22 protein-coding genes, 3 tRNA genes and 1 pseudogene are annotated in these 25,351 nt (G+C 57.8%); 20 read left to right on the plus strand and 6 right to left on the minus strand.

The annotated features are described in order from the left end of the window. The first annotated feature begins 5 nt into the window (after positions 1–5). The 14 genes and pseudogenes from Q0K10_RS01900 to nrdD all read left to right on the plus strand — a co-directional run. Positions 6–2,171 (plus strand): hypothetical protein, encoded by a 2,166-nt coding sequence (locus tag Q0K10_RS01900; protein WP_294502429.1) that lies wholly within the window; start codon positions 6–8, stop codon positions 2,169–2,171. 186 nt (positions 2,172–2,357) lie between these two features. Further along, positions 2,358–3,116, plus strand: coding sequence for a hypothetical protein (locus Q0K10_RS01905; RefSeq protein ID WP_294502431.1), 759 nt, complete (start codon positions 2,358–2,360; stop codon positions 3,114–3,116). Positions 3,117–3,123: 7 nt separating this feature from the next. Then, a complete protein-coding gene (locus tag Q0K10_RS01910) occupies positions 3,124–3,687 on the plus strand; it encodes a hypothetical protein (RefSeq protein ID WP_294502433.1) in 564 nt (187 codons plus the stop codon). A 181-nt stretch (positions 3,688–3,868) separates the two neighbouring features. Beyond that, complete coding sequence (locus Q0K10_RS01915; protein WP_294502435.1) at positions 3,869–4,819, plus strand: hypothetical protein; 951 nt, start codon at positions 3,869–3,871, stop codon at positions 4,817–4,819. Next, positions 4,816–7,233 carry a putative Ig domain-containing protein gene (locus Q0K10_RS01920; protein ID WP_294502438.1) on the plus strand — a complete coding sequence of 806 codons (2,418 nt, stop codon included), beginning with the start codon at positions 4,816–4,818 and terminating at the stop codon, positions 7,231–7,233. The genes Q0K10_RS01915 and Q0K10_RS01920 overlap by 4 nt, the downstream gene beginning before the upstream one ends. Then, positions 7,233–8,162: a hypothetical protein gene (locus Q0K10_RS01925; protein ID WP_294502440.1), complete on the plus strand. Its 930-nt coding sequence runs from the start codon at positions 7,233–7,235 to the stop codon at positions 8,160–8,162. The genes Q0K10_RS01920 and Q0K10_RS01925 overlap by 1 nt, the downstream gene beginning before the upstream one ends. 10 nt (positions 8,163–8,172) lie before the next feature. Further along, entirely contained in the window at positions 8,173–8,769 is a 597-nt protein-coding gene (locus Q0K10_RS01930) for a hypothetical protein (RefSeq protein WP_294502442.1), read from the plus strand. Between the two features lie 12 nt (positions 8,770–8,781). After that, on the plus strand, positions 8,782–9,864 hold the full coding sequence (locus Q0K10_RS01935; RefSeq protein ID WP_294502445.1) for a hypothetical protein: 1,083 nt from the start codon (positions 8,782–8,784) through the stop codon (positions 9,862–9,864). Between the two features lie 17 nt (positions 9,865–9,881). Further along, positions 9,882–11,135 carry a hypothetical protein gene (locus tag Q0K10_RS01940; RefSeq protein WP_294502447.1) on the plus strand — a complete coding sequence of 418 codons (1,254 nt, stop codon included), beginning with the start codon at positions 9,882–9,884 and terminating at the stop codon, positions 11,133–11,135. Between the two features lie 20 nt (positions 11,136–11,155). Further along, complete coding sequence (locus Q0K10_RS01945; RefSeq protein ID WP_294502449.1) at positions 11,156–11,791, plus strand: hypothetical protein; 636 nt, start codon at positions 11,156–11,158, stop codon at positions 11,789–11,791. Between the two features lie 28 nt (positions 11,792–11,819). After that, complete coding sequence (locus Q0K10_RS01950) at positions 11,820–12,590, plus strand: hypothetical protein (RefSeq protein WP_294502452.1); 771 nt, start codon at positions 11,820–11,822, stop codon at positions 12,588–12,590. A 52-nt stretch (positions 12,591–12,642) separates the two neighbouring features. Beyond that, positions 12,643–13,047, plus strand: coding sequence for a hypothetical protein (locus Q0K10_RS01955; protein WP_294502454.1), 405 nt, complete (start codon positions 12,643–12,645; stop codon positions 13,045–13,047). Next, positions 13,040–13,477, plus strand: coding sequence for a hypothetical protein (locus tag Q0K10_RS01960; protein WP_294502457.1), 438 nt, complete (start codon positions 13,040–13,042; stop codon positions 13,475–13,477). Before Q0K10_RS01955 ends, Q0K10_RS01960 begins: the two co-directional genes overlap by 8 nt. Beyond that, a pseudogene (gene nrdD, locus Q0K10_RS01965) lies at positions 13,476–13,595 on the plus strand (anaerobic ribonucleoside-triphosphate reductase); the annotation flags it as partial. The gene Q0K10_RS01960 and the pseudogene nrdD, both read left to right, overlap by 2 nt. A 504-nt stretch (positions 13,596–14,099) precedes the next feature. Here the strand turns inward: nrdD and uxuA are convergent. Genes uxuA through Q0K10_RS01980 form a run of 3 tightly spaced genes read right to left on the minus strand, consistent with a single transcriptional unit; the run spans position 14,100 to position 17,244 of the window. Beyond that, positions 14,100–15,296 (minus strand): mannonate dehydratase, encoded by a 1,197-nt coding sequence (gene uxuA, locus Q0K10_RS01970; protein WP_294502460.1) that lies wholly within the window; start codon positions 15,294–15,296, stop codon positions 14,100–14,102. Positions 15,297–15,298: 2 nt separating this feature from the next. After that, entirely contained in the window at positions 15,299–16,141 is an 843-nt protein-coding gene (locus tag Q0K10_RS01975; protein WP_294502462.1) for an SDR family oxidoreductase, read from the minus strand. A 17-nt stretch (positions 16,142–16,158) separates the two neighbouring features. Next, complete coding sequence (locus Q0K10_RS01980) at positions 16,159–17,244, minus strand: ROK family transcriptional regulator (protein ID WP_294502465.1); 1,086 nt, start codon at positions 17,242–17,244, stop codon at positions 16,159–16,161. 210 nt (positions 17,245–17,454) lie between these two features. On the opposite strand from Q0K10_RS01980, the gene Q0K10_RS01985 reads away from it, so the two are divergent. From Q0K10_RS01985 to Q0K10_RS01995, 3 genes are all read left to right on the plus strand, one after another. Next, a tRNA-Asn gene (locus Q0K10_RS01985) sits at positions 17,455–17,529 on the plus strand. 115 nt (positions 17,530–17,644) lie between these two features. Beyond that, a complete protein-coding gene (locus tag Q0K10_RS01990; RefSeq protein ID WP_294502466.1) occupies positions 17,645–18,955 on the plus strand; it encodes a tyrosine-type recombinase/integrase in 1,311 nt (436 codons plus the stop codon). A 316-nt stretch (positions 18,956–19,271) separates the two neighbouring features. Beyond that, positions 19,272–20,279, plus strand: coding sequence for a hypothetical protein (locus tag Q0K10_RS01995; protein WP_294502468.1), 1,008 nt, complete (start codon positions 19,272–19,274; stop codon positions 20,277–20,279). Here Q0K10_RS01995 and Q0K10_RS02000 read toward each other — a convergent pair. Beyond that, positions 20,265–20,594 carry an AlpA family transcriptional regulator gene (locus Q0K10_RS02000; protein WP_154418300.1) on the minus strand — a complete coding sequence of 110 codons (330 nt, stop codon included), beginning with the start codon at positions 20,592–20,594 and terminating at the stop codon, positions 20,265–20,267. The two genes, Q0K10_RS01995 and Q0K10_RS02000, sit on opposite strands and share 15 nt — an antisense overlap. A gap of 331 nt (positions 20,595–20,925) precedes the next feature. Between Q0K10_RS02000 and Q0K10_RS02005 the strand changes: the two genes are divergently transcribed. Beyond that, positions 20,926–21,327, plus strand: a complete 402-nt coding sequence (locus Q0K10_RS02005; RefSeq protein ID WP_294502474.1) for an arsenate reductase ArsC — start codon at positions 20,926–20,928, stop codon at positions 21,325–21,327. A 282-nt stretch (positions 21,328–21,609) separates the two neighbouring features. On the opposite strand, the gene Q0K10_RS02010 is transcribed toward Q0K10_RS02005, so the two are convergent. Together Q0K10_RS02010 and Q0K10_RS02015 are read right to left on the minus strand one after the other, a co-directional pair. Beyond that, a tRNA-Met gene (locus Q0K10_RS02010) sits at positions 21,610–21,684 on the minus strand. A gap of 6 nt (positions 21,685–21,690) precedes the next feature. Next, a tRNA-His gene (locus tag Q0K10_RS02015) sits at positions 21,691–21,767 on the minus strand. Positions 21,768–22,115: 348 nt separating this feature from the next. Between Q0K10_RS02015 and Q0K10_RS02020 the strand changes: the two genes are divergently transcribed. Beyond that, positions 22,116–22,484 carry a hypothetical protein gene (locus Q0K10_RS02020; protein WP_294502476.1) on the plus strand — a complete coding sequence of 123 codons (369 nt, stop codon included), beginning with the start codon at positions 22,116–22,118 and terminating at the stop codon, positions 22,482–22,484. Positions 22,485–22,614: 130 nt separating this feature from the next. Continuing rightward, the gene (locus Q0K10_RS02025) at positions 22,615–25,275 is read left to right on the plus strand and encodes a valine--tRNA ligase (RefSeq protein WP_294502479.1); all 2,661 of its coding nucleotides are present in this window, start codon (positions 22,615–22,617) and stop codon (positions 25,273–25,275) included. The last annotated feature ends 76 nt before the right edge of the window (positions 25,276–25,351 follow it).

The following is a 25,351-nucleotide window of genomic DNA, read 5'->3' on the forward strand; positions in this document are numbered from 1 at the left end:
GAATTATGCCTACTGTCTGTAAAATCACGCTCGACGCCACCGAGTATCGGCGCGAACTCGCCGCCGTCGTGGCGGAGAGCCGCGAGGCCGCCCGGACGCTTGCTGCGGTTTCGTCCGCGCCGTCACCGTCTGGAGCGGTGTCTCCATCTGGTTCGATGGACAGTATGACGCCCGATGCAACATCCATCGGAATGTCCTCCGAGCCGGTCGAGATTCCCGCCACGATTGCCGTGGATACTGTCGAGGCGGAGCAGACGATTGATGAACTCGAGGATAAGCCTGTAAAACCGGAAGCGACGGTAACGGCTGATACCACCCCGGCGGAAAACGAGATGAACGATCTCGAAAAAAAGCCGGTCGAAGTAGAGGCAAAGGTGACCGCGGACACCTCCCAGGCGGAGGCCGCGACCTCCAAAGTCTCGAAATTCGGAACCGCGATCCGAGGAGCGATGAAGGGAAACGTCGGGGAACAGATCGGCAAGGGTGCTGCGGCGATCGGGGCGGTCGGCGCAATGGCGGGAGCGGCGGTTCCTCCGGTCGGAGCTCTGGCTGCGGTCGTCAACGCCCTGCTCTCTCCAATCGCGATTGTAACCGCGGCCATCGCGGCTCTCGTGGCGATCGGCATGGAGGTCTGGGATTATCTGACCGTGAGCGCGGAGGAGTATGCCGAAAAGACGAAATATGCCTCAGAAGCGGCAGAAAAGCATGCGGAAAAGGTTCGCGAACAGGATCAGGCGGCGCAGGCGTACATGGATCGGCTGCGCGAAATCGCCACAATCGAAAATGCGGGAAACAGCACCAAAGCGGAAACGGCGCAGATCCTGCAGGTGCTCCAGGAGCGTTACGGGGACCTCGGTGCCGAGATCGACTCCACGACCGGGCGGGTCAAAAATCTGCTCGAGGTCGAGCAGCGACTGAATGAGGAGCGCGGCAGACGCCTCGGAACGGCGAACATGAAGCAGGCCGAGGCCTATATGAACGAGGCAAAGGCAGCCTATACGAAAGCGCGCGGGAGCGAGTGGAGCACCACTGAAATATATGCGTCCGGCGAATTTCAAGGCATGATGGAGTCGCGCACATACGAGCAGATTCTCGCAGATCTCGAACAGCGTGCGCAAAACGCATCCCGTTCCGATGAGATTTCCGGTTACAACGATGCGATCAGCAAGGTCAAGGCCGCGATTGAGGCTCGCAACCGGGCAGCGAGTTCCGTTGCCACCGGATACGAAAGCCGCGAGGAGTACGAACAGGCGCTCGTTCAAAAAAAAGGCGCGGCGGGGGCGGCACAGCGTGATCGCGACGCGGCGATCCAGGCGGCGGCCGACCGGCGCAGTGACGACGAGTTTTCCGATCTGCGGGACATCGATGCGAAAAAAGCGAACCGGCAGGAACGGATCGCGGCGGAACGGGCCGAACGGCAGCAGCTGCAGTCCCTTCTGGACGAGGCACGGCAGAACGTCGCCAAAGCGGAACAGGAAGGCAGCGAAATCGCCAGGGAGGACGCTCTGAAAGCGCAGTATGATCTCGAGCGCCAGATTCAGCAGTCGCTCGATCAGGAATACGCTTTGAAGCGTCAGATCGATACTCTGGACAAACAGCGTGCCGAGGCGGTCAACCGAATCACCACGCAAGCGAAAAATGAACTCGAGTACAACGCGCTGATCCTCGCCGGTGAGTACGACAAGGCCGCCGCGCTGAAGCTCGAACAGGAGCTCAAGGCCCAGAACCTCAAGCTCACGAAAGAGGAAAAAGACGCGATCCTCGAACAGCGCAAAGCGCTCGGCAGTCAGAACCTCAAGCGCAATCTTCAGGATCAGGCGTTCGACCTCTACGGGCAGGCGATGAACAAGGCCGGGCTCGGCAAGGAGTTCGAGATGCAGAAGGCGCTCCGGGACGCCGAGCGCGCGAAAGGTGCCGAACTCACGGAGGAGGAGGCGAATCAGGTGAAAATGCTCACCTCGCTCTCCTACGACCTCGCGAATCAGCGGGACATGCAGTTCGGCGACACCTCGATCAAAACGAACAGCCTCACTTCGCGCGGCGGATTTTCCGGAGGCGCAAAAATGCCGGACTCGGAGAAGATCAACCGCGAAATCGCAACCACCAGCAAACTGCAGCTTGAGCAGATGCGATACATAGCCACGATCTGCGAAAAGCTCGGAGCGTTTTAACACCAGGTCGGACCAGTCAGACCAGTCTGACCAGTCGGACAAGTGAAAGTTTCATTGCTCGCAGGCATGAGTACGGCGAAGTCGCACGGAATGCCGGAGAGCGGGGCCCCCGAAAAGTACCCGGAGCCCCGCGAAGCGGGGACCCGAGGCCCGTGGCCGACGGGTGGCAACTTTTTGGGGAGTATTATGGGCGTAAAATTTCAAAGCCGGGTGCAGGAGAGCACCACGGACGGGATCACCACGACCATCGTCTGGAGCGGCACTGTCGAGGAGATGCTTCAGAAGCAGAACGAGGTTCTCATCAACGGCTATACGGACAACGGGCAGCTCAAGAGCTCGCGCGTCACGCAGGTCAGCCCGAAGATCTGGAACTGCGAACAGAAGTTCCTGCTCGCCGCGGACGGCGAATTGTCCGAGCCGCCCGACACGAGCTACGGGAAGAAGTCCGCACAGCTCAAGGGGTCGATGCTTTCAATGCCGCTTGAGACGCTCAAGGATTATCTCGCCTGCTGGAACTACTACCTCGCCGCCGCTCCCGGCGTGAGCGATGTGCCGAAGTGGTGGGAGACTGCGAAAGACACCGTCCTCGGCCTCAAGGATTCGCAGTCCTACGTCTGGATCAAAACGCCGGGCGAGCTGCCGACCGGCCCGAAAGGGAGATGGCGCATTCTCAAAAACCCGACGAAGCCGGGCGTGGAAACATACGATCTGGCGACCTACTCGGTGACGGAATCCGCCCGGTTCCGGTCGGCCTCCGCCGCCGGAAAAATGGTCGCGAACACGCTGAACAAAATCGGCAGACCGTCCAATGATTTCAACATCAAAGGCGGCGACTGGAAATGCGACGACGCGAGCGTTTCCTACACCGGGAGCTACTGGCTGGCAACGTTGACCTGGACGCTCTCCGGCGATGCAAAAGGTTGGGATAAAGAACTGTACAAGTGAGGCGATCATGATTCCCCGAAAATTACTCAGAGGCGACAAGTTCACCTCGCTTTACGATCTCTGGAATCAGATGATCGATCATCTGTACGAGATCCGGCCGGTTGCCGGATCCGGCATTCAGATCCAGCGGATGCCGGCGGGGATGCGGTTTTCCGCGACCGCCAGAGGAGGCTCCTCCGGTTCGGGCGGATCGTTCGGTGATCTTGGCCCGTTCGCCGTGACGCTCGAGGAGAACGCGGAGACGAAAAAGCAGACCGTCAAAATGCACAACTCCGCGAGCGACGGCGAAATCGCCGGACTTGTCACGATCGGCAGCTCCCGGTTCGAGATCAAAAATCAGGAATGGGCGCCCGCCGCCGGGATCGTGTTCTGCGACATCACCTGCAACGCGGAGTCCGGCGAGTATCAGGTCTTGTTCAGTCTCGCGGAAAAGCTGCCGGAAACGACGGACGAAAAACGGTACATCCTCCGGCTCGCGGAGGTGACCTGTGACAAGGATCAGAAAACGTACAGCGTCGCACAAATTCGCGCAGTCGGCGACATCGAGGTGCTGGGAAGATGGGTGAAATAATCCCCGAAAAGTGGCCACCCTTCGGCCACGGGCCTCGGGTCCGCTTCGCGGCTCCGGGTACTTTTCGGGGGCCCCGCTCTCCGGCATTCCGTGCGGCTTCGCCGTACTCATGCCTGCGAGAGTGGATTTTTTAACGGACCAGTCGGACCAGTCTGACAAGTCGGACAGAGAGGAGCAGGAGATGCAGGAGTTGAACTGGCAGGCGTTCGGATTCCCGCTGGTGGCGTTTCTGCCGGCGTGGAAACCGGCGGAGGGGCTGCAAAAAGCGCTCGCGGAACGCCTGCTGCCGTTCGCCGAAACGTGGGACATTGAGACGATCGCGGAAACAACGTTCCTGCCGCTGCTCGACGAGTGCCGCGCGGGGCGCGAATGGTCGCTCGCGTTCGACCGCGAGCTGCGTTCCGTCGCGGAACGGTATTTGAATCACACGAAGCTCGACCTCACTGATCCGGCAGAGTGGAGCAACCCGCTCTGGACGTGGGAGGATCTCCTCCTCGCCGCGGCGGAGGGGGAGGAGAAACGGATTGCGGATCCGGAAAAGGGCGACCTTTCCCCGGAGTGGAATCTCGAATGGGCGATTCAACGCATGCGGGCGATCAATCTGCTCTGCTATGCGCCGGTTCCGTATCTGTACGATTACCTTTCCGGCAGCACGCACAACGGGGAGCCGTCCAGCCCGTCGGCGTCGATCTCGGCGGCCTTGAAGGGCGAAGAGCCGGGAACCGGCAGCGGACTCCCGGCAAGCTACGTCAACAACATCTACGGCCCCGACCACGGATGGCGCGAGGGATCGTACTGCTGCAACGTGGTCGTCTGCAAAAAGATTTACGCGACTCTTCCGGAGGGATTCACGCCGGACGGCAACGTCTGGCTGTTCCTCGACGTGACCGGAGCGGACGGCAGCGAGCAGGGATTTTCCGGATCCGGCGTGACGTTCGGCATGAACCGTTTTCCCGCGGACGCGGAGGGGGTGTTCGTCACGTTTCCCGATAACAACATCGGTTCCGGGGTCGCGTGGCCGACGCGAGACCACCCGACCTGGGGCGGCTGGAAATCGACCAGCTGCCAGGCATTCGCGGATTATTCAAGTCTATTTCATTTCAAAAACGAGTCCGGGGGCGAAACATCATGATTTTGTGCTACAACCTCACGCGGCAGCTGATGGTTGACGCGGACAACTGCCGCATCAACACGAAGCCGTCGCTGTTTTTCGGCGAGCGTCCGGTCTGGGAACTCCGGTTCCTCGAGGGCGAGCCGGGAAGCGCCGGCACCGCGTCCGACCTCTCGCACATCGTCTCGTACCGGGTGGCGGTTGACACCGACTGGAACAGTGCGACCGAGCCGATGTGCCGCACGGTCGAGGGGATCGACAAGAGCCGCGCGGCGGAGGGGGTTTTGCTCGTTCCGGTCAATGCGAACACGCAGAATTACCTTTCAAAAATCGAGGGCAAAGAGTCGGTCAACGCGACGTTCGAGCTGCGCGGATTCGATGAGAACGGCATTGTCGTGCTGATCGTTCAGATTGCCGTCACCTGCCGCGGCGCGATCGATCCGGAGGGGGGAAATCCTCCGATGGAGGTCGATTCGGATGTCGCGAGCAAGGCGTGGACGCGGGGCGTGCTCGCGCAGCAGCTGATTTTCGAGTACAGCATCGACGGCGCGACGAACTGGCACAGCGTCTGTGCAAACCATGTCGACCAGTTTCAGCGGGTCAGGCACGGCGCGGACGGCGTCTGGAGCGAGGTTCAGCCGATCCCCTACGGCGAGGACGGCATGACCGTCGTCCCCGATGCCGTTTCGCCGATCGCCGACCGACCGGCCGCCGCGGACGAGGGAAGCTGTTTCGTTTCGAGCGACGAGGGAAAGGTCTACTGGTTCATCGGCGGGGCCTGGACTCCCGGCGCGCCGCTGGCGACGGTTCCGGGGCCGGAGGGGCCGCAGGGGCTGCAGGGAGAAGTCGGGCCGCAGGGCGCGCAGGGGCCGCAGGGACCGCAGGGCATTCAGGGGAACGACGGCATTCAGGGGCCGCAGGGCGTTCAGGGCGAGCCAGGCGACGGGCTTATGATCGACGCGACCGGAACACTCGCGAACCGGCACAATTACGACGCGGCCGACCGGGGATTCCGCTATCTCGCGACGGATCTCTACTGCGAATCGATTACCGCAAGCTCGTCCGGAACCGTGTTCGCGCGGCTCGAGTCGGAGGACGACGGCACCCGCGCCCGCGCCTGGAGCGACGGTACGACGATCGTTTACACGGATCTCGCCAGCCCGGCGCTGCTCGATCCGATCTATCCGGACGTGTCGCTTTCGAGCGCGGCGGACACCGTGCTTGCGACCTCGACGCGGTATCAGCTCTACTATCAGAAAACCTCGGACGACCTCGGCGCCTGGAGCGCCGGGATCCGGCTCTATTGCGGGCCGCAGGGGCCGGAAGGGCCGCAGGGGCCGGAAGGGCCGCAGGGGCCGCAGGGCGAAAACGCGGCGCTCGCCGCGCCGGTCGATTTCGGAACCGGCGGAAGCGCGGCGCTCGAGATCGTCGCGAACGCGGTCGAACTCGTCGGCGTCCGGCCGATCGCGTCGGTGGAGCTCTATTTCGATGATCCGGACGATCCGGGCGAGGTCAAAACCGCAGCCGTTACGCACCGCGTGACGATTCACTACTGCGACACGGACAATAAAACGCACGTCTATTTCACCGACGCGACCCTCGATCTTTCGCTCGGCGGCCGCATCCGGTTCGCGCAGGGCGTCGGCAGCATGACGCAGTATCAGGAGTACCTCGAACAGGGCGGGACGCTGACCTATCTCGAATGGCTGCAGGCCGTGCGCAACACGATGGAGGAGGCCCCGCTGGACGGCAAATTCTACTGCCGGCAAAACGGCCGCTGGGTGGCGGTCGCAGTCGCGGCACTGGAGGACGTTTCGCTCTCCGGTACGACGGAATATCAGGAGGAGCTCAAGGTCGGCGCGCCGTTCTCAATCGTGTTCGACGTCGTCGCCTCGAACGGTGCGGACGTTGAATTCACGCTGACCGGGGGAACGCTTCCGGACGGGATCACGCTCTCCGGGCGGACGCTTGCGGGAACGCCGACGGCCGGAGGCAGCGCGGAGCTGGTGTTCACGGCGCAGGCGACCGGCGTCACGCTCGAGATTACGGTTTCCCTCGTGATCGTCGAGGCGCAGACGATGTATTACGGTTACGTGATGTCCAGCGAAGAGGTCTATCGCGTGACGGACATCACGGCGGATATGCTCGAAGTGCCGACTGTCAAGAGCGCGAACGCGGCGGCACTCGGGAAAACGAGCCTCGGCGACGCTCCCGCGGGCGCAATCGTGTTCGTGATGCTGCCGAAGTCCTCGCTGCTCACCGCGGCAAAGTTCGACGGCATCAGCGGATACGTTGAGTTCGAGGAGGATGCCGGCGGAATCACCGGATCGGGGGCGAACGGCACGGAAATCACGCTTTTCGGCGCGACCTATCTCGCGTATGGCGAGGTTCGTCTGATCGCCGGGGAAACATTTATCAAAGTGGAGGCATTGTAATGGCGGATTATATCACGCTCGCGAAACCGCTGCAGCTCTCGACGCCGGGCACTGCGCCGATCGCCGGGCTGACCGTGGCGGACACCGCCGCGCTCGAGGCGATCGACTCGCCCTGGCTCGGCATGTTCGTGTACGTCCAGGCGGACGGGAAAACCTACCGCGTTACGGGGTTGAAGGAGATCAGCGTCGGCGTTTTCAAACGCCTCGCGGTCGCGAGTTATGAAGCGCTGCCGGATCTCGATGCGATGGAGACCGCCGCCGCTCGGCCGGCGTCGATCACGCTGCCGGTTCCGTTCGATGAGAATGACGACAACGTTTCGCTCGTCGTGGATTTTTCCGAGGACGAAACGTTTCCGGAGGAGGAGTTCACCCGCGTCACGATGTCCGTTCACCACGCGAAAATGCGGGTGTTCTCCGGGGAAAAGTACGTTTCGATCGACGAGACCTGCGTCGGCAAACCCTATTACGGGCAGTCCGTCACGTTCACGCTCGATGACGAAATGTTCCCCGGATACGTCGCCGGGAAAACCTATTTCGCGCGGTATTCCTGGGTGGACAGTCAGGGGGGATTTTCCGAGTGGCGAGGCTTCAAATTCACCGCCGACGTGGTCGATTTCGAGCCGATCCGGATTCCGCTCCTCTCCAGCACGAAGGTCAAGGCGGAAACGAGCGTATCCGGCGAACTCCATCTCGACTACCTCGAGGGCGGAATTCAGAACTATACGATGTATGACGACGTCACGATCGCGCTCGAAAACGTCTCGAACGTCCCGTTCGCCGAGGCGCTGGTCGTCAATATGCGCCGCACCGGCGGGACGCTCACGGTCAAGCGGGGAACCGTTTCGCAGACCTATTCGGCCGACAAAACCTACATGATCGCCGTTACCAACTTCGGCGCGCTCAACATCATTGTAACCGAAACCATTTAGAGGAGGAAAAATGAAAAAGCTCTGCGCAATTCTGACCGTCGCGCTGCTGTTCGTCGCGGCCGTGGTGTTCGCCTGTTTCGACGACGACCCGTTCTCGAACCTGAACAATGTCGCGACGACGGTGGTCGGCGGACACGGCTCCGCGACTGATGTGGAGTTTCCGGGGGATCAGTATTTGCACCCACTCCCGCCAGCGGAGTCGCTGAACTCGTATGCGAACGTCGTCGAAACGTCGTTCCCGCTCACGCTCGAAGTTGCGTTCTCCGGGTTTGTCGATGAGCAGGGCGAACAGGTGACCGAGCCGATTACGCGCATGTGTGTGCTCTACTACTCGACCGCCGGGAAGTGGACGATCCTGCATGACATCCGCAACCCGAAGTACACGGTCATCTATCCGGCGGACGAGCGGCGCGCGCTGTTCGGGCGCTACACGATCCCGTCCTCGCTCGGATTTTCTCCGGGGCAGTACATCTCCGTGATGCTCTATTTCGCGACGGCGAATTACGAAAATTTCGACCTCGACACGGTGCTCGCCTCGTCGGCGAAAACCCCGATTCCCTCCACCGCGATCGCGCTCGTGCCGACCGGAAACATCAAGCCGTACTGAGGACAGCATAGCATGAAGCCGTATTTGTTTGCAATCCTCGCGGGAACGCACAAGCACCGCTGGAAAAATGGCGTCTGCGAGACCTGCGGACAGACGCACTCGCCGCATAGTTTTATAGACGGGACGGGTGTCTGCTCAATCTGCGGATTTTCCTGTGCGCACCCGCAGGGGTTCGAGTATCTGACGGAGGCGTTTCACCGCTGCCCGGTCTGCAATCACTCGGAACTCCATAACCCGTCGAGCGTCGTCGCGACGCATGACGCGTGCTGTCACTGCGGAGTCTGCGATCATGACATCACGACGCACCATTTCGGCTCGGACGGGATCTGTCAGTTCTGCGGATACGTGTGCAACCACGCGGGGACGCTCGTCGCGTATGGGACTACCCAGCACCGGTGCACGTTCTGCCAGTGGGTCGGTCCGCATGATTTCAGCGTCGTCGCCTCTCCGCTCGTCTGCAAACACTGTTCGAGCTGCGGATATGATCTCAAGCACGATTTTACCGGGAATCACTGCTCGACGTGCGGATTCACCTGCGACCACTCGTCGTATGAGTGGAAACACGGAATCTGCCTCATCTGCGGGATGCAGGTATGCCAGCACGAGTTCGATCCGGCCGACCTCACCGGGGGCGCCGTCTATTGCACGCTGTGCGGCTCGCTTCTGAGGCGGCAGGGCGATCCGTTCTTCTGTACCGAGGGCGAATACATGGGCAGCTATTACCACACGTCTGGGAACGAGGTGAACGGGCAGAAGATTTACATCCGCTACCGCGAACACAAGTATATCAATGACGACGGAGTGCTCGTCGATGTCGGAATGATCGGCTATCAGTACGGGATGGTCGCGTTGAACATCACGACGCCGACGCGGTTCGGCGGGGACTATATGTACACCTGCCGCGGACTCGTGTTTTCCGATGACCCGAAAAATCTGCCGATCAACAACACGCTGCTCTCCGGCAACGGGAAATATATCGTTTCGATGCGGCAGTACAACCTGGACGGAACGCCGAGGAGCGACGAGGTGAGTTACACCTCGCCAGACTTCCCGACCCTGTACGGCGTCGATCGTGACGCCCTCATCAGCATGTAACAGGAGGAATCAATGCAATGAACACAATCACGAAAACCGCCGCCGGGGCCGCTGCTGCGGCTGCGGTGGCCGCCGGGGTGGCGCTTTACTCAGCGTTCGACCAGGAGCCGCAGATCGATACCGCGTACGTCGATGACGTGCAACCCGTGACCGTCGAAACGCCGAAAATCGTCGTCCCGAGCGTCGCGGCCGCGACCGTCTCGATCCCGGCGATCGATTCGTTCCGGACGGTCAGCTCGTTTGACCTCGAATCGCTCGGCGTGCCGCGCGTCCAGTCAGCCGCCGTCGCAACGCCAGCCGTGACCGATGCCGCGGCGGACATGCCGGAGGCGGTCTCCCTGCTCAAAACGCTGCTGCCGCTGATCCGCGACCGGCGGACGCTGCTCGGCTCGGACATCTCATCAAACAGCACCGCCTGGCAGCGCTGGGCGGCGATTTACCAGGACGCGGAGTATACGCAATACGTCCCGGATTACAAACCGCTCGCGCCGGGGCTCCGGATCATCAACGAGGTAAAGTGCCCGGCGGACGCGGCGGAGTTTTCGACGATGCAGAGCCGCCTTGACTACTACGCCGCGCGCGGTTACAACGCCGTGCTCGTCACGTTTGACACGACCGGGAACCTCCCGCGCCTCAGCGCTGCGGTCGATTACATCAAATCCGCCGGGTTCCGTGTGGTCATCGCCTATGCCGGGCGCGAGGATCTGCGCGAACCGGTCTGGCGTGATCCGGATACGCTGCGCCGCTGGCTCTCCACGCTCGGCGGCAAGGCGGACGCACTGCTGCTCGGCTGGAGGCGCACGAGTCTGCATTTGTTCCTGCCGGATCGCGCGTTTACGAATTTCCTGATCCGGTCGGCGCGGGAGGGGAATCCCGATCTGCCGTTTATCGGCATGGCGTACTACGGCGAAACGGCAGAGACGCTGCAGGGGATCACCTACGACGTGCCTGAAAACTGCTCGGCGGTGCTGGTGGTCGGACTCGGGTATCCGCGCGCCTCGACGCGGACGGCGCTCCGGACGCTGTTCCCGGAGGTCGCCGATCATCCGCATTTGATCGGGCTTGCGGTCGGCGAAAAACCGTATTTCGACACGCAGAACGCGACCGGCAAAAGCCGCGCCGAGAACGAGGCGATTCAGCGCCGCATTGAGATCCGCCTGCTGCAGGCCGGATGCGCGTCGACGATGACCTACTCGGGCGACGGCTCCGACGGCGCATACGGCGACACGACGAAAACCGAAAACCTCTGCCGTGTGTACGGCGGAAAATAACAACCATGAAAGGGAATCTCATGAAACGACTCCTCACGCTGTGCCTGGCGCTCGTCTGCTGCGCCGGGTTCGCCCTCTCCCAGGATGACGCGAAAACGCTCACCGAGGCGGAGGCAGTGCTCGCAAACGCGGCCGCGCCGTACACGCCCGAGCAGTTTCACGCGCTCGCGATGCGGGAGATCCTGACCGGCGACGATCCCGCCACGTTCGCCGCAGTGCAGGAACGCATTGCAAAGGCTGCCTCGCAGGTCGCATTCAAAAACGACGACGAGCGCGCCGAGCGGGTTCGGGGCGTGACGATTTCCGCCTCGCTCTGGAAGTACGGCGGGCGGTTTGTCGAGGAGGGATACGCCTACGCGAAAGCCGCCGGTGTCAGCGACCCATATTTTGCTCTCCATGCTCAAAAGCTCGGGATGTCCGAGGCGGACGAGCTGGCCGGTTACATCGAGCTGTTCAGCCGCGCGTATGAGGCTGACGTCTGGATTTTTCGCAGCCGGAGCAACCGGTTTGCCGCGCTGCTGAGCACGCTGCCGGAGGAGGAGGCGCGGACGATCCTGAAGCGGCTGAACCGGGTCTATTCTCCCCGCCTCGTCGAAAACGATGAACTCTATCGCCCGGTCGTCACCGCGATCCGGACGATGCTCGAAACGTATTAAAAAAAAGTAAGGAAAGGTTTGCGCAAAAATGAAAAAACTCGTTCTCTCGACTCTCCTCGTTCTCTCGTCCGTCATCGGCGTTTCCGCGTTCGACTGGAGCGCCTCGTCTGCTGTTATGAATGCAATCAATACGCAATTTGTGACGGATGCCGCGTTGATCGAAAATGCGCAGGCGTTCGTTGATGCGGCACAGCCGACCGATGACGCCCAGCGCTATCGTGTGATCCGGATCCGCGCTCTGATCCGGTTTCAAAAGGCTGCCGGAAACATCACGTTCGACGACCAGAAGAAATTCATTGACGACCAGCTCTCAGAGCTGAAATTTGATGGGGAGGTCAAGGCGCAGGATTACCTCGACTGCCTCTACATCTGGTGGTATCGCGGGTGGGACAATGAGGTTTACAGCCTCATGAAAACGCTCGACGGCCATGAAAAGTGGCAGGATGCCGGACACGTCTGCGACAAACTCGGGAAATACGAGGAGGCATACAACTATTATGTGGAGTCCGACACGTTTCCTGATCGCGCCGTGAGCATTGCAGCAACCCGTCTGAACGATCCTGCCAGAGCGTTTGCCGCCGCAAAGCTGATTCTTGAGCGGACGTACTGGGCGAGTTGCGTTTCGTCGGTGATCTCGAATACCGTTTCGCACCTGGTGGGGAATCCGGCGATTCCTGCGGACGAGATGAAAACGTTCCTCACGAATGCGAACCGGAAATACTCCTCGAAATTGATTGAGGATGACGCCGCCTGGCGTCCGGTCATTACGATGATCCGGACGATGCTTGAAACCTACTGACCAGAGAACGCGCCCGCCCGGATCACCGCCGGGCGGGTCTGAAAGGGTTGACATGTATACGGAAACTCAAATTCTCGAAAAACAGGCCGACGCCGAGGCCGCCGGGCTCGCGGGAGCCGAGCTGCTCGATGACGTCGGGCGCGCCGTCCAAATCTGCAACGGAATCGGCGCATGCTGGATGCCGGAGCGGCTCCGCGCGCTGATCTCTCGGCTGTTTCCGATGCTGGTGCTCCCCGCGGATATCCATGACTTGCGTTATGACCAGGGCGGCGCCGAGCTTGACCGGCTGCTCGCGGACGTGGAAATGCTCGAAAACGGCATCCGAAACGCGAATCACAAGTACCGGAGGTTCGATCCGCGCCGGTACATCGTGCAGTTCGTGATGCTGCAGTTCTACATCAAATTGAGGGAGTACGGTTCCCTCTCGTTCAACAAGAAGGAGGACGAAAATGCGTAAACTGATTCTCACATTTGCCGCCGCCGTCGCGGTCGCACTCATTGCCGCCGGCTGCGCGAGTACCACGACGACGATCACCGAGTTCGACGCCGAGGGCAACGTAATCAAGACGACAACGACGAGCGAGAGCGTCATCAAAACCGTCGTCGCCTCCACGCAGGGAAAGAGCGTGCTGGCCTGGGAGGACGGCTGGGCTGCTTATCTCTCCGTGAGCTCCGGAACGCTCGAAGACCCGACGCCGCACGGAAAAATGTTTGCCGGGAAAACGAACCGCGGGGCGCTTTCGCTGCTGCCGAACCAGCAGGGGCTGCCGGGGATCGCCCGGATCATCCAGGCGACGAAGAGCGACATCTCTGCGAGCCTGACCGACGGCGTGGCGGCCACGAGCAGCGAGATCCAGACCGCCGGAAAGGAGTCCGCAAATGAGTAAATGCAAAGCCACATGCGAGGTTTACAGCCGCGTCTGCGGCTACTTCCGCCCCGTGAGCAACTGGAACAAGGGCAAGAAAGAAGAGTTCAAGGAGCGCAAGACCTACAAGGTGCAGTAAACGAAATTTTTCAAACACCCACTGATGTCACATAGCATTGATTTGCGACATTGCAACAGTGTCGAGCGTTTTTTCAGATCTTATATATGAATAGCCGGGCGTCGTGATGGCGTCCGGCTATTCATTTGCCTGGTAAGTGTGTAAACAGTATTTCCTATTTTACCATCAAGGTTTACACTTTCCCTCCCTTGCAATATCTACGCGACTGTGTAAACAATTCCTCCCCCCCTGCTCAAACCGCCCCTTACAATATACAAATACAATGTGATACTTGCATTTCCATGTTGTGTGTGATAATTTGTCAGTTGTCATTTGAAGCTCCGTTCTATGGGTTGCGATTGGCGAATTGCAATACTATAGCACGGAGTTTCTTCTCTCGCCTTTAAGCTGAAGCTATTCGGCTACATACCGGCGCAGCCGGTAGTTTTTTTGCGCTTAAGCAATATAAAAAAACACCCGGTTCCGTTGACGGAACCGGATGTCCGGAATCAGAGTTTCGGGATTTTAGAGCCCCATCGACTTCAGAATGCCATGCTCAAGCCCGCGAATTTCGGCGAGCCCCTTCAGACGGCCGATCGCGGTATAACCGGGATTCGGGCAGGGCGGTTTCGCGAGATCGTCGAGCATCGTGTGCCCGTGGTCCGGACGAAACGGCAATCTCCAGTCGGAACGTCCGGCCTTCCTGCGCCGGATCTGCTCCTCGATGATCGCTTTGACAAGTCCGTACATGTCGACCACCCCCTCGAGGTGGTTCGCCTCGTAGAAGTTCCCCTTGCCGTCGTGCGCGGTGCTGCGCAGATGAACAAAGCCGACCCGGTCCGCGCACGCCTTGAACATCTCGACCACGTCGTTGTCGAGCCGTCCGCTGAAGCTGCCCGCGCAGAAACAGACTCCATTCGCCGGGGAGTCGACCATCGCCAGCAGATTGCGGACATCGTCGATCGTGCTGAAGATCCGCGGCAGTCCGAGGATCGGGTAGGGGGGGTCGTCCGGATGGATGACCATGATGCAGCCCGCTTCTTCCGCGACCGGGCACACTTCCGAGAGGAAATGCTTCAGATTCGCTTCGAGATCGGCACGGGTCAGGTGTTCATACTTCTTCAGCATCGCCCGCACATCTTCGAGCGTGACTCCCTTGAAGCCCGGGAAGTTGTCGATGAGCCCGGTTGTGAACTTCTGCAGCTCCTCCTGGTTCAAGCTCTCGTAGAACTCCTTCGCCTCCGCGACCTTTTCCGGCGTGTAGGATTTTTCCGCATCCTTCCGCTTCAGGATGAAGATTTCGAACGCCGCGAACTGCGCCTGGTTGAAGTAGAGCGCCTCCGAGCCGTCCGGCAGCTTGTAGGCCAAATCGGTGCGGATCCAGTCCAGCACCGGCATGAAGTTGTAGGTGATGACCCGAATCCCGCACTTGCCGAGATTGCGCAGCGAAACCTTGTAGTTTTCGATGTACTCTTCGCAGCGGCCGGTTCCGGTCTTGATGTCCTCGTGGACGGGAAGGCTTTCCACCACGCTCCAGACGAGGCCCGCGTCTTCGATGAGTTTCTTATGTTTTTCGATCTCATCGACGCTCCACACTTCGCCATAGGGAATGTGGTGCAGCGAACTCACAACGCCGGTTGCGCCGGTCTGGCGGACAAACGAGAGCGGAACCGGATCCTTCGGCCCGTACCAGCGGAATGTCTGTTCCATGTTGTACGGCATGACTACACCCCCGAAAATGCCGAGAACGCCCCGTCGATCGGCAGCACCACGCCGTTAATGAAGGAGGAGCTTTCGTCGACGAAGAAGAGCAGCGCTCCCGTGAGATCCTCCGGCACGCCGAATCTGCCCATCGGCGTGTGCGCGAGAATTGTGTTGCCGCGCGCGGTGAGAGTGCCGTCCGGATTCGTGAGCAGCGTGCGGTTCTGCTCGGTGAGGAAGAATCCCGGAGCAATTGCGTTGACCCGGATTCCGACCTTCGAGAAGTGCACCGCGAGCCACTGCGTGAAGTTGCTGACCGCCGCTTTGGCGCCGGAGTAGGCCGGAATCTTGGTCAGCGGAGTGAACGCGTTCATGCTGGAAATGTTGATGATGCTGCCGCATCCCTTCTCCGCCATGGCGCGGGCAAATACCTGCGTCGGCAGAAGTGTGCCGAGGAAGTTCAAATTGAATACGAATCCAACACCCGCCGGATCAAGGTCGAAAAATGTTTTGAGTCCTTCCGCATGATTTTTCAGATCCTCGGGGAAGAGGAACTCCTTGCTGGTTGTTCCCTTCGGATTGTTGCCGCCCGCGCCGTTGACGAGGATGTCGCAGTCGCCGAATGCTTCCTTGACGGCGGCTTCCGCTTTTTTGAGGCTGTCGAGATCGAGCACGTTTGCGGCGACGCCGATTGCTTTGCCGCCGGCGGAGACGATCTCGTCGGCAACCTTGACGGCCGCCTCCTCCTTGAGGTCGAGAATCGCGACTTTCGCGCCGCTTGCGGCGAGTGCTTTGGCCATGACGCTGCAGAGGATTCCGCCGCCGCCGGTGACGACGGCTGTTTTTCCGGTCAGATCAACTTTCATGATGGTTACTCCTTGGGTTATGAGATTTTGGAAATGTTGTCGATAACAACTTTTAAAGCGGCTCCGAGGGCTGCGCCGATTCGACCGCTGCCGGAGAGCTTGATCGCAAGCGGACGTTGCGGTTCAATATGGAGATGCTGCCCGAGTTCAGCCGCAAACCGGTTTCCGAGATCCCGGAATCGGCCTCCGAGGACGATTTCCGCCGGATCGAGCAACATGGTGAGCAGTGTGATGACATACTCCGTGCAGTCGAGAAGATATCCGACCGCCGTCCTCGCATCCGGATCGCCGGAGCTCCAGGCGCTGATGAGTTCGGTGGATGAGAAGCGGTTGCGGGCGAGTTCGAGCAGGAATTTCTCGTTCATGGCCTGTTCGATGGGCAGGAACGAGGTCCTGTCGGGGGAGGGGACGCAGAGAGTACGAATTTCGCCCGCGGTACCGGAGCGCCCCTGCAGAAGTTTGCCGTTCTGATAGATGGCCGTACCGATGCCGCGTTCAGCGGAGATGAAGATAAAATCCTCCGTGGTGCGTGCCGCCCCGAAATAATATTCCCATTGAGCTGCAGTTCTGGCGCGGTTGTCGAGAACGACCGGCATGGATACTTTCTGCGAGAGCTTTCTGGCGAACTCGCGTCCTTCGAGCGGAAAGTTTGCACAATAGACCACTTCGTTTGCGGTGCGGTCGATCTGTCCTGCGATGGCGACGCCGATTCCCGCGACCGGTGCAGGCGCAAGATTCACAAGTTCTTCCGCAAGTTCGGCCGTCCGGGACAGGATTCCGTCGAAGGAGTTGTCATGTTGGATTTCGCGTGCTGCGGAGAGTTTGCCGGCTGCGTCGCAGAGGACTCCGCGGAGTACGGATTCATGCCCGATATCGATGCCGATGGCAGAGATGCGCTGAGGTTCGAGCGTCAGGAGGATCGGGGGTTTTCCGCCGCTGGAGATGCCGCATCCGGATTCCCTCAGCATGTTTTGACGGATGAGACCGTCGACCAGTGTGGAGACGGCGGGTCGGCTCAGGCGCATTGCCTTTGCGAGATCCGCTCGAGAACAGGAGCCCTGTCGCAGTAACATCAAAAGCAGTTTTACGGCGGAGGAGACCATGAATTCCTCTTTGTTAATGTTGTTTACAAAGTATAAGATACTCCATTTTTTGAAAAATCCAATTCCGAAAGGGGAAAAAATGAAAAAAACTGAAATGAGAGTTAAGACGGAGAGAGAAAATGGGAAAAATTTTTACAGAGATCACCTTGACACGCGAGAAAAAAGGATTATATTATGGAATACGCGAAAGATATGATGCTTCGCACACGCTCCGGCATAGCTCAGCGGTAGAGTAGGTGGCTGTTAACCACTTGGTCGCTGGTTCGAATCCAGCTGCCGGAGCCATTTTTACGCTCAAAATTCACCCTGAAGGTGCCATTCTTTACCACCAAGACTTTCATTTCCCAGTTCAACGGCTATATTGAGCCAAAACAGGATTTTACCACAAGGAGTGCGTAAGATGGGAAAGAAATGCAAAGTCAAACTCGACGTCGGAACCGTTTACCAGAAAGAGGAAGGCGGCACCTACTACTTCCGTTACCAAGTCCAGCATGAACGCAAATGCGTCAGCTTGAAAACCTCCAATCAGGAAGAAGCTCTCGAAAAAGCCCGGAAACTGCTCCCGATTATTCAAGCCACCACCGAGGAAGTCATCTCCGCTCACGTCAAAGTCGCACGGCACCTCGTGAAACAGGCACGCCCGCTGCCTCTCTCCGAAATCTGGAACGTCTACTCTAAACACCCTCAGCGCGCAATCCCCGCCACCGTCCGGGAAGAACTGGCCTATCACTCCACGCTGGACGAAATGATCCGCTACTTCTCCCGTTACAGCAACGTGAAAGATGTCAAGGATGTTACACCGGCCATGGCGGAGGACTTCGCAAACCATCTCAGAACCATGCAGATTTCCGTGGCAACCCATAACCGGAAAATCGTCCGTATCCGTCGAATCTTCGGAACGCTGAAAGATTACCTGGGCATCGAAAATCCTTTTGGCTCATCGGTATTGTTGAGAAAGGAACGCGAGGAACAGGGAACCTTGGTACGCCGCATCGCCTTTACGCGGGAACAGGAGGAGGCCATCCGCAGGGAACTGGACAATCCCCACCGCAAGCTGATGAATAAGGCGGAAATCAAAGTCGTCTATTACATCGGGATGTATACCGGTCAGCGTCTGAAAGACTGTGCGCTGATGCAGTGGCGAAACATTGATTTGGAACAGAAGCGTATCTGGGTCAAACAATTCAAAACCGGGAAAGAAGTGCTGATTCCGATTGCGGAACCGTTGCAGGCGGTTCTTCGGGAAGCTCGGAAGTGGCAGACGGATTCCTATGTCTGCCCAAAGGTCGCCGCCCGCTATCAGATCGTGGATGAAAGAGGCAAGGAAATTGGCGACAGCCTGGTCAATATCGATGTCCTGCGGGTGATCAAATGGATCGGGCTGGAACCGTCCGTGGCAACCCCGGGACGTAAAAGAAAGGCCACGGTCTACGGCTTTCATAGCCTCCGTCACAGTTTTGCCAGTTTCTGTGCCGAAGCCGGTGTCCCGAAAGCCGTAGTCGTTTCGATCCTCGGCGCGGATTCTTCCATCATCGACCGTTTCTATACCCATGTGGGCGAGGATGCCCAACGTGCCGCCATCGAAGCGATCAGTGGCGGAGCTTCGACGACTCCGGAACAGCGGATCAAACAGCTGCTCGAATATGTCGGTTCGCTGGCAACTGTAAGCACTGAAGTTTCTCATATCGTCTCTCTTCTATCCGGAAAATAATAAGATTTTTCTTGTCAAAACACTTCACCGACTATCCTTTTCGGAACAGTCGGCGAAGTGTTTTTGTTTCAAATTTTATAAATTTCACAGCGCATCATTCTCACTTTCGCTTCGAACTATAAATATATATTTCTGTATATTTGCAAATATAATTTCAACATATATACAAAAATAATCTATCGATTGTAAAAATATAATTTAAATATAAAATCACTTGATTTTCTTCGCTTTACGTTTATTTTATATTTGTAGAAATGGTTATTCCATTTTTCTGAGCCCGTAAAAAGTATCACAATTGAAACGGAAAGTGAAAACAATGTCGGAACCGCCAACATGTCTTATTCCGCAAAATGCTCAGACGCCTTTTGATTGCTGGAATTTGCCAGATGAGGGAAACAGGATTTTTTGGCATCCAGAATTGAATATCCCGGCAGAAGGGCTGACGCTGATTACCGGCGAAGGTGATCTTACCGCTTTGGCCTTCGATATTGCGTGCCGTTGTATGAATCTGAACTTGGGGAAACTGTTATATCTGCGTTCCGACAACTTTCCTGAACATAGTCCTTTTCCCGCATTTTTAACCAAATGCCTCCCTGCGCCCTGGGGAGTCATCAATATAAAATTCAGTACCGATTTGCAATATTGGCCGCTTGATCTCAGCGGTATTCCGCCGCAGCGAAATTTCATGTGGCTTGTTATGTCCAGCAAAAAAATGATTTGGAAACGTTGGCCGTATGCCACCTCAAATACACGATCCAGCCTTGAAGCGAATTTGGATCTTTGTGCAAAAGCCGGAAACAAGTTCACATTTCTTATTCTGGAAGGTCAGGTGAATTTTGAAGAAAAAACTGATTTTTATGCCACGATGAAGCGTCTGAAGAATAGTGGAATGACCGTTTTGATCGTGACCCCCAAGCCGCCCCGTGGAATCTCCCGCAATGCCATATGGGATACTGTTATCACGATGCGGAAATGGCGGGCGCACCACTGCGGAAAACATCGTCTGGTTGCCGATATTCGAACTCGTACCGGCAAGCGAAATTGCCAGGTACGTTATCAGGAGTATGGGAATTTTTGGGTTTGCATTCCGGATAAAAGAGATCTTCTTCGGGAACCGGTCAGGGAAATGATGGCTGCCGGACTGAATGCGAAGCAAATCGTCGCAGCTATCAATGCACGATACCAGGGATTGAATAGGCCGCTGACCGAATCCGCTTTGGCCGCGATGAAGCGTTTTTGGGGATTTCGGACTTACAGGCCGGAAAAGAAACCACGGACAAAGCGAACGGTTCAGCGGAACGTTGGAGCTTCAGATTTCCGATGAAATAATGTAGTCAATCACATCGGTATTGCGGTATCGCACCGCTGATCCGACCATTTTCCTTTTGAACGGGAAAGCACCTTCGGCTTCAAGTTTTTTAAAGTTGCTGTGACTGATACCGAGCATTTCTGCGACCTCCTGTTGATCCAGCAATTTCGGAATAACTGCGGGCTTGGGAATGCCGTGCTCCGCAAGGCTGGTCAGCTGAGAAATCGCCTCGTTGTATTCCGGCAGCGAAATAATTCCCTCTTCCGCGACCGGGCGCATAATCCGTTTGAAAAAGCGGACGGTTGTCATTGAAATTCTGACTTCATTCATGTATGCGCCCCTCCTTTTGAGCGCATACGATTGCGGTCTGCGAATATTTTTTACCTTTGATCCTGCATTATCTTATACGATTCCCTAACTGTAAAGCTCCCTCCATTCTGCATTACCGACAGTCGCCTTATGAAAATCAGTGGAAATGCGAGCTGCAGGCAGCCATCTCCAGTTCGGTTATTAGAAATAGCAACATAGAGTAGCAACGATAAAAAGCCATAACCCATAAAACCATAACAAACGATAAGCAGAAAATAAAAGGATAAGTCTGGAGATAAGATACGGAAGTTGATTTCTGTTTCTCTGCACCGGCAACAGCTGCCGCAGCCAGATGGCGGAAGGCTGGGCGCGCGCCTTGAAAAATGATGTGGTGGAAGTTTTTTCCGCCGGCATCGAAAAACATGGATTGAATCCTTACGCCGTTCAGGTGATGGCGGAGGCCGGAGTGGATATTTCCGCACAAAAATCCAAATTGATCTCGGAATTGCCGACGCTGGATTTTGATTATGTGATAACCGTTTGTGGAAACGCTCATGAAAACAGCCCTCTCTTTCCCGGCAGAACCCGTATCATCCATGCCGGCTTCGATGATCCGCCCCGTCTGGCCGAATCGTGCCGGTCTGAGGAGGAGAAACTTGATTGTTACCGGCGGGTACGGGATGAGATCCGGGCATTCATTGAAAAGTGGTTCTTCTCCGGTTTGAGCCGTGATTTGCCTCAAAACCGGCTTTGAAAATCTGAATAGCATGGAAAAAGATCGACCTTAGCCTTATCGTTTTGTCTCATCAAGCGCAAACCCGGGAGGCAAAATGTCGATCACATTGCTTCAAAAACCCAGAAATTCCGCGGATTTCAACATCGACCGAAGGATTCAACAACAAGACTCGATGGCTCATCCGCCAGGCAGATGACTTTCGAGACGTATTCTATCTCAAAAAGGAAATCTTTCAGCTGCCCTCTGTTCAAGCTCAAAAGCAACTATGATTCATGGCTTAAACCGGTGAGAAAACAAAAATGGTAGCGGGGGATGGAATCGAACCAACGACCTTCAGGTTATGAGCCTGACGAGCTGCCACTGCTCTACCCCGCAACGAAATGGGGTGGTAGACCGGACTCGAACCGGCGACCTCCTGGGCCACAACCAGGCGCTCTAACCAACTGAGCTACAACCACCATTTTTTCTGTGTTTTACTAATATACTCCAAAATCCCCGGTTGTCAAGCTCGAATTCTTCTTTTTCATAAAGTTTTTGCCTGTCTGCCATCGTGACTGCTGTGAATATTACTGCCAGGATGGTTCAAAAAGAAAGTGCGGAAACTTGCCCGAATCGTTCCTCCATCTTTTGCCTGGGCGACAGGAGCTCTCCCCATCCCCGACGGCCCCTGTGCCGATTTCAGGATTTTTTCCGTAGGAAACCCGTTTTTTTTTCGAAAAACTCCCGAGTCGCATGGAAAAAATAAATTTGCAGATGTAATGTAAAAAACCGTCTGCCGTCATTGTGAACATGGAGTCCCACGGTTTGTGAAAAAACGTATTTGGATTTTGATTCTGGTAATTGCCGGGACCGGATTTTTCGCCGCGCCGAAAGCGAAGGCGATGGATCCGGTGACGATCGCGATTCTCGCACCCGCCGCAATGCGCATGGCCGAGGCGACCCATCCGTATGTCATGTACGGTATCGGCTGTGCCGCGCGCGGCATGGCGAAGGCGGGAATGGCCGGATTCCGGATTCTCTACCTGCCGTGGGGAATCGTGCAGTGCACCCTCGGCTTTCCGCTCGGCGGATTCGGGCCGGGCGTCGGAAACATCATCGAGGGAGGAATCGCGCCGTTCGAACTGGTGTTCCGAATTCTGATGCTGCCGGTGAATCTGTTCGGCGTGGATGTTTGACGCCGCATTCCCGTTTTGGGAAAAAATCGGATTTTCCGGAGTGTTCCCCGCGAAATTGTGCCGGATTCATGTTATATTAATCCGTAAACATCATTGATAACCTGAGATACGATGGAGTGAAACAAACGATATGAGCACACGCGAACCTTTGCCGCGCGCCTATGAACCGGCGGCGGTGGAAGCCAAATGGTATCCGCACTGGGAGAAATCCGGCTACTTCCACGGAAAACCGAATCCGCAGAAGAAACCCTATTCGATCGTGATTCCGCCGCCGAACGTCACCGGAATCCTGACGCTCGGGCACGTGCTCAACAACACGCTCCAGGACATCCTGATCCGCTATCACCGCATGAAGGGCGAAGAGGTGTGCTGGTTCCCCGGCACGGACCACGCCGGCATCGCGACCGAGGCGCGGGTGGAAAAGTATCTGCGTCAGAAGGAAAACACCTCCCGCGATCAGCTCGGACGCGAAGAGTTCATCCGCCGCGTCTGGCAGTGGAAGGGGGAGTTCGGCGGCAAGATCATCCGCCAGCTCCGTACACTCGGCTGCTCCTGCGACTGGGAGCGCGAACGGTTCACGATGGACGAAGGGCTGTCGGCCGCTGTCCGCAAGGTGTTCGTGGAACTCTACAACAAGGGGTACATCTATCGCGGACAACGCATGATCAACTGGTGCCCGGTCGCGAAGAGCGCACTCTCGGATGAAGAGGTGATCTACAAGGACGTCGCAGGCAAATTCTACTATTTCCGCTATCCGCTTTCGGACAATTCCGGTTATCTGGTCGTTGCGACGACCCGTCCCGAGACGATGTTCGGCGACACCGCCGTGGCCGTAAATCCGGAGGACGAACGCTACAAGCACCTGATCGGCAAGACCGTGAAGCTGCCGCTGACCGATCGGGAAATCCCGATCATCGGAGACGTTCACGCCGACCCGACCAAGGGAACCGGCTGTGTGAAGATCACTCCCGCACACGACCCGAACGACTTCGAAGTCGGCAAGCGCCACAACCTCGAAGTCATCAACGTCATGAATCCGGATGCGACGCTCAATGCCCGCGCCGGGAAGGAGTTTGAGGGGCTCGACCGCTTCGCCGCGCGCGACAAGGCCGTCCGGATGATGGAGGAGCAGGGGCTGCTCGAAAAGGTCGAGGACATCCGTCATGCCGTCGGCTACTCCGAACGCGGCGACGTTCCGATCGAGACGCTCGTGAGCTATCAGTGGTTCTGCAACATGAAGGAGCTCGCGAAGCCCGCGATCGAAGCGGTGCAGTCCGGAAAGATCAAGTTCCACCCCGAGCGCTGGAGCAAAACCTATTTCCACTGGATGGAGAACATTCAGGACTGGTGCATTTCGCGTCAGATCTGGTGGGGACACCGGATCCCCGCCTGGTACAACGATGCGACCGGCGAAGTCTACGTCGGCGAGGAGGCTCCGACTTCTCCGGGCGAGTGGCGCCAGGAGGAGGATGTGCTCGACACCTGGTTCAGCAGCTGGCTGTGGCCGTTCTCGATCATGGGCTGGCCGGAAAAGACGGAGGAGCTCAAATACTTCTATCCGACCTGCGACCTCGTGACGGGGCCGGACATCATCTTCTTCTGGGTTGCGCGCATGATCATGGCCGGGTGCGAGTTCATGAAGGAGATTCCGTTCCGGAACGTCTATTTCACGAGCATCATCCGCGACGAACTCGGGCGCAAGCTCTCGAAGTCGCTCGGGAACTCTCCGGATCCGCTCGACGTGATCGCGGAGTACGGCGCGGATGCGCTGCGTTTCACGATCACCTACATTGCGCCGGTCGGGATGGACATCCGCTACAGCAACGAGAAGTGCGAGATCGGCAAGACTTTCGCGAACAAGCTCTGGAACGCGTGCCGATTCCGCCAGATGCAGGGGGATACCTCCGCGCATTTCCGCGCGCTGCCGGAAGACATTGTGGCAAACGTCTCGGGCGACGAGCGCTGGATGCTTGCGAAACTCGACGCGGCGATCGATTCGATCGACACCGCGATTGCGGAGTTCCGGTTCCACTCCGCCGCACATGAGGTGTACGACCTGGTCTGGTCGAGCTTCTGCGACTGGTTCATCGAGGCGGAGAAGGTGCCGATGCGGGCGGGCGGCGCGGAGAAGGAGCGGGCGCTGGCGGTGCTCGACTACGCGCTCTACCGGATTCTGCGGCTGCTGCACCCGTTCATGCCGTTCATCACGGAGGAACTTGCGCACCAGATGGGATTCCTCGGGGACGAGGAGACGATCATGTTCGAACCGTACCCGGAGGACGACGCGTTCCGGAACGCGGACGCGGCGGCGCTTGCCCGGATCGACGGCAAGTTCGAACTTGTGCGCGCGGGCCGCTTCCTGAAGGCATCCTACAATCTTCCGGACGGGAAGAAAGTGAAGTTCTTCGTGAAAGCGGTCGACGCGGAGTCGCTCGCGTTCCTCGAGTCGGAAAAGGCTTCGATGCTGAGTCTGCTGAACGCCGAAGAGATCGAGATTTCGCTTGCGGATTACGATCCGGCGGTGAATGGCGCGGCTCCGTCTCAGGTGTGTGCGCTCGGGACGGTCTATCTGCCGCTGGCCGGATTGATCGACATCGCTGCGGAGAAGGCGAAGCTTGAAAAACAGAAGAAGGAATTGACCGGCTGGATCGCGGGAACAAAAGCGCGGCTCGGCAACGAGAAGTTCCTCGCAAAAGCGCCGGAGAATGTCGTCGCGGATACGAAGGCGCAGCTTGCGGCAATGGAGGAAAAGCTCGCGCGTACGAATGAGTTGCTTGATTCGTTGAAATAAATCATTCCGGAGCTCTCCGCCGCCGGTGGAGAGCTCCCCTGCGGTCTGAACGGGAACGGGGTGGTCAGGAGGCTTG

It is taken from the genome of uncultured Victivallis sp., assembly GCF_944391105.1.
In the GTDB taxonomy this organism is placed as follows: domain Bacteria; phylum Verrucomicrobiota; class Lentisphaeria; order Victivallales; family Victivallaceae; genus Victivallis.

Excerpts from the sequence above, each read along its gene's own strand:
- Q0K10_RS01925 (WP_294502440.1), top strand. The coding sequence starts at position 7,233 with ATGGCGGATTATATCACGCTCGCGAAACCGCTGCAGCTCTCGACGCCG.
- Q0K10_RS01990 (WP_294502466.1), top strand. The coding sequence starts at position 17,645 with ATGGGAAAGAAATGCAAAGTCAAACTCGACGTCGGAACCGTTTACCAG.
- Q0K10_RS01945 (WP_294502449.1), top strand. The coding sequence starts at position 11,156 with ATGAAACGACTCCTCACGCTGTGCCTGGCGCTCGTCTGCTGCGCCGGG.
- Q0K10_RS01920 (WP_294502438.1), top strand. The coding sequence starts at position 4,816 with ATGATTTTGTGCTACAACCTCACGCGGCAGCTGATGGTTGACGCGGAC.
- Q0K10_RS01955 (WP_294502454.1), top strand. The coding sequence starts at position 12,643 with ATGTATACGGAAACTCAAATTCTCGAAAAACAGGCCGACGCCGAGGCC.
- Q0K10_RS01910 (WP_294502433.1), top strand. The coding sequence starts at position 3,124 with ATGATTCCCCGAAAATTACTCAGAGGCGACAAGTTCACCTCGCTTTAC.
- Q0K10_RS01975 (WP_294502462.1), bottom strand. The coding sequence starts at position 16,141 with ATGAAAGTTGATCTGACCGGAAAAACAGCCGTCGTCACCGGCGGCGGC.
- Q0K10_RS01905 (WP_294502431.1), top strand. The coding sequence starts at position 2,358 with ATGGGCGTAAAATTTCAAAGCCGGGTGCAGGAGAGCACCACGGACGGG.
- Q0K10_RS02025 (WP_294502479.1), top strand. The coding sequence starts at position 22,615 with ATGAGCACACGCGAACCTTTGCCGCGCGCCTATGAACCGGCGGCGGTG.
- Q0K10_RS01935 (WP_294502445.1), top strand. The coding sequence starts at position 8,782 with ATGAAGCCGTATTTGTTTGCAATCCTCGCGGGAACGCACAAGCACCGC.
- Q0K10_RS02005 (WP_294502474.1), top strand. The coding sequence starts at position 20,926 with ATGGCGGAAGGCTGGGCGCGCGCCTTGAAAAATGATGTGGTGGAAGTT.
- Q0K10_RS01995 (WP_294502468.1), top strand. The coding sequence starts at position 19,272 with ATGTCGGAACCGCCAACATGTCTTATTCCGCAAAATGCTCAGACGCCT.
- Q0K10_RS01915 (WP_294502435.1), top strand. The coding sequence starts at position 3,869 with ATGCAGGAGTTGAACTGGCAGGCGTTCGGATTCCCGCTGGTGGCGTTT.
- Q0K10_RS01930 (WP_294502442.1), top strand. The coding sequence starts at position 8,173 with ATGAAAAAGCTCTGCGCAATTCTGACCGTCGCGCTGCTGTTCGTCGCG.
- Q0K10_RS01960 (WP_294502457.1), top strand. The coding sequence starts at position 13,040 with ATGCGTAAACTGATTCTCACATTTGCCGCCGCCGTCGCGGTCGCACTC.
- uxuA (WP_294502460.1), bottom strand. The coding sequence starts at position 15,296 with ATGCCGTACAACATGGAACAGACATTCCGCTGGTACGGGCCGAAGGAT.
- Q0K10_RS01940 (WP_294502447.1), top strand. The coding sequence starts at position 9,882 with ATGAACACAATCACGAAAACCGCCGCCGGGGCCGCTGCTGCGGCTGCG.
- Q0K10_RS02000 (WP_154418300.1), bottom strand. The coding sequence starts at position 20,594 with ATGAATGAAGTCAGAATTTCAATGACAACCGTCCGCTTTTTCAAACGG.
- Q0K10_RS01980 (WP_294502465.1), bottom strand. The coding sequence starts at position 17,244 with ATGGTCTCCTCCGCCGTAAAACTGCTTTTGATGTTACTGCGACAGGGC.
- Q0K10_RS01900 (WP_294502429.1), top strand. The coding sequence starts at position 6 with ATGCCTACTGTCTGTAAAATCACGCTCGACGCCACCGAGTATCGGCGC.
- Q0K10_RS01950 (WP_294502452.1), top strand. The coding sequence starts at position 11,820 with ATGAAAAAACTCGTTCTCTCGACTCTCCTCGTTCTCTCGTCCGTCATC.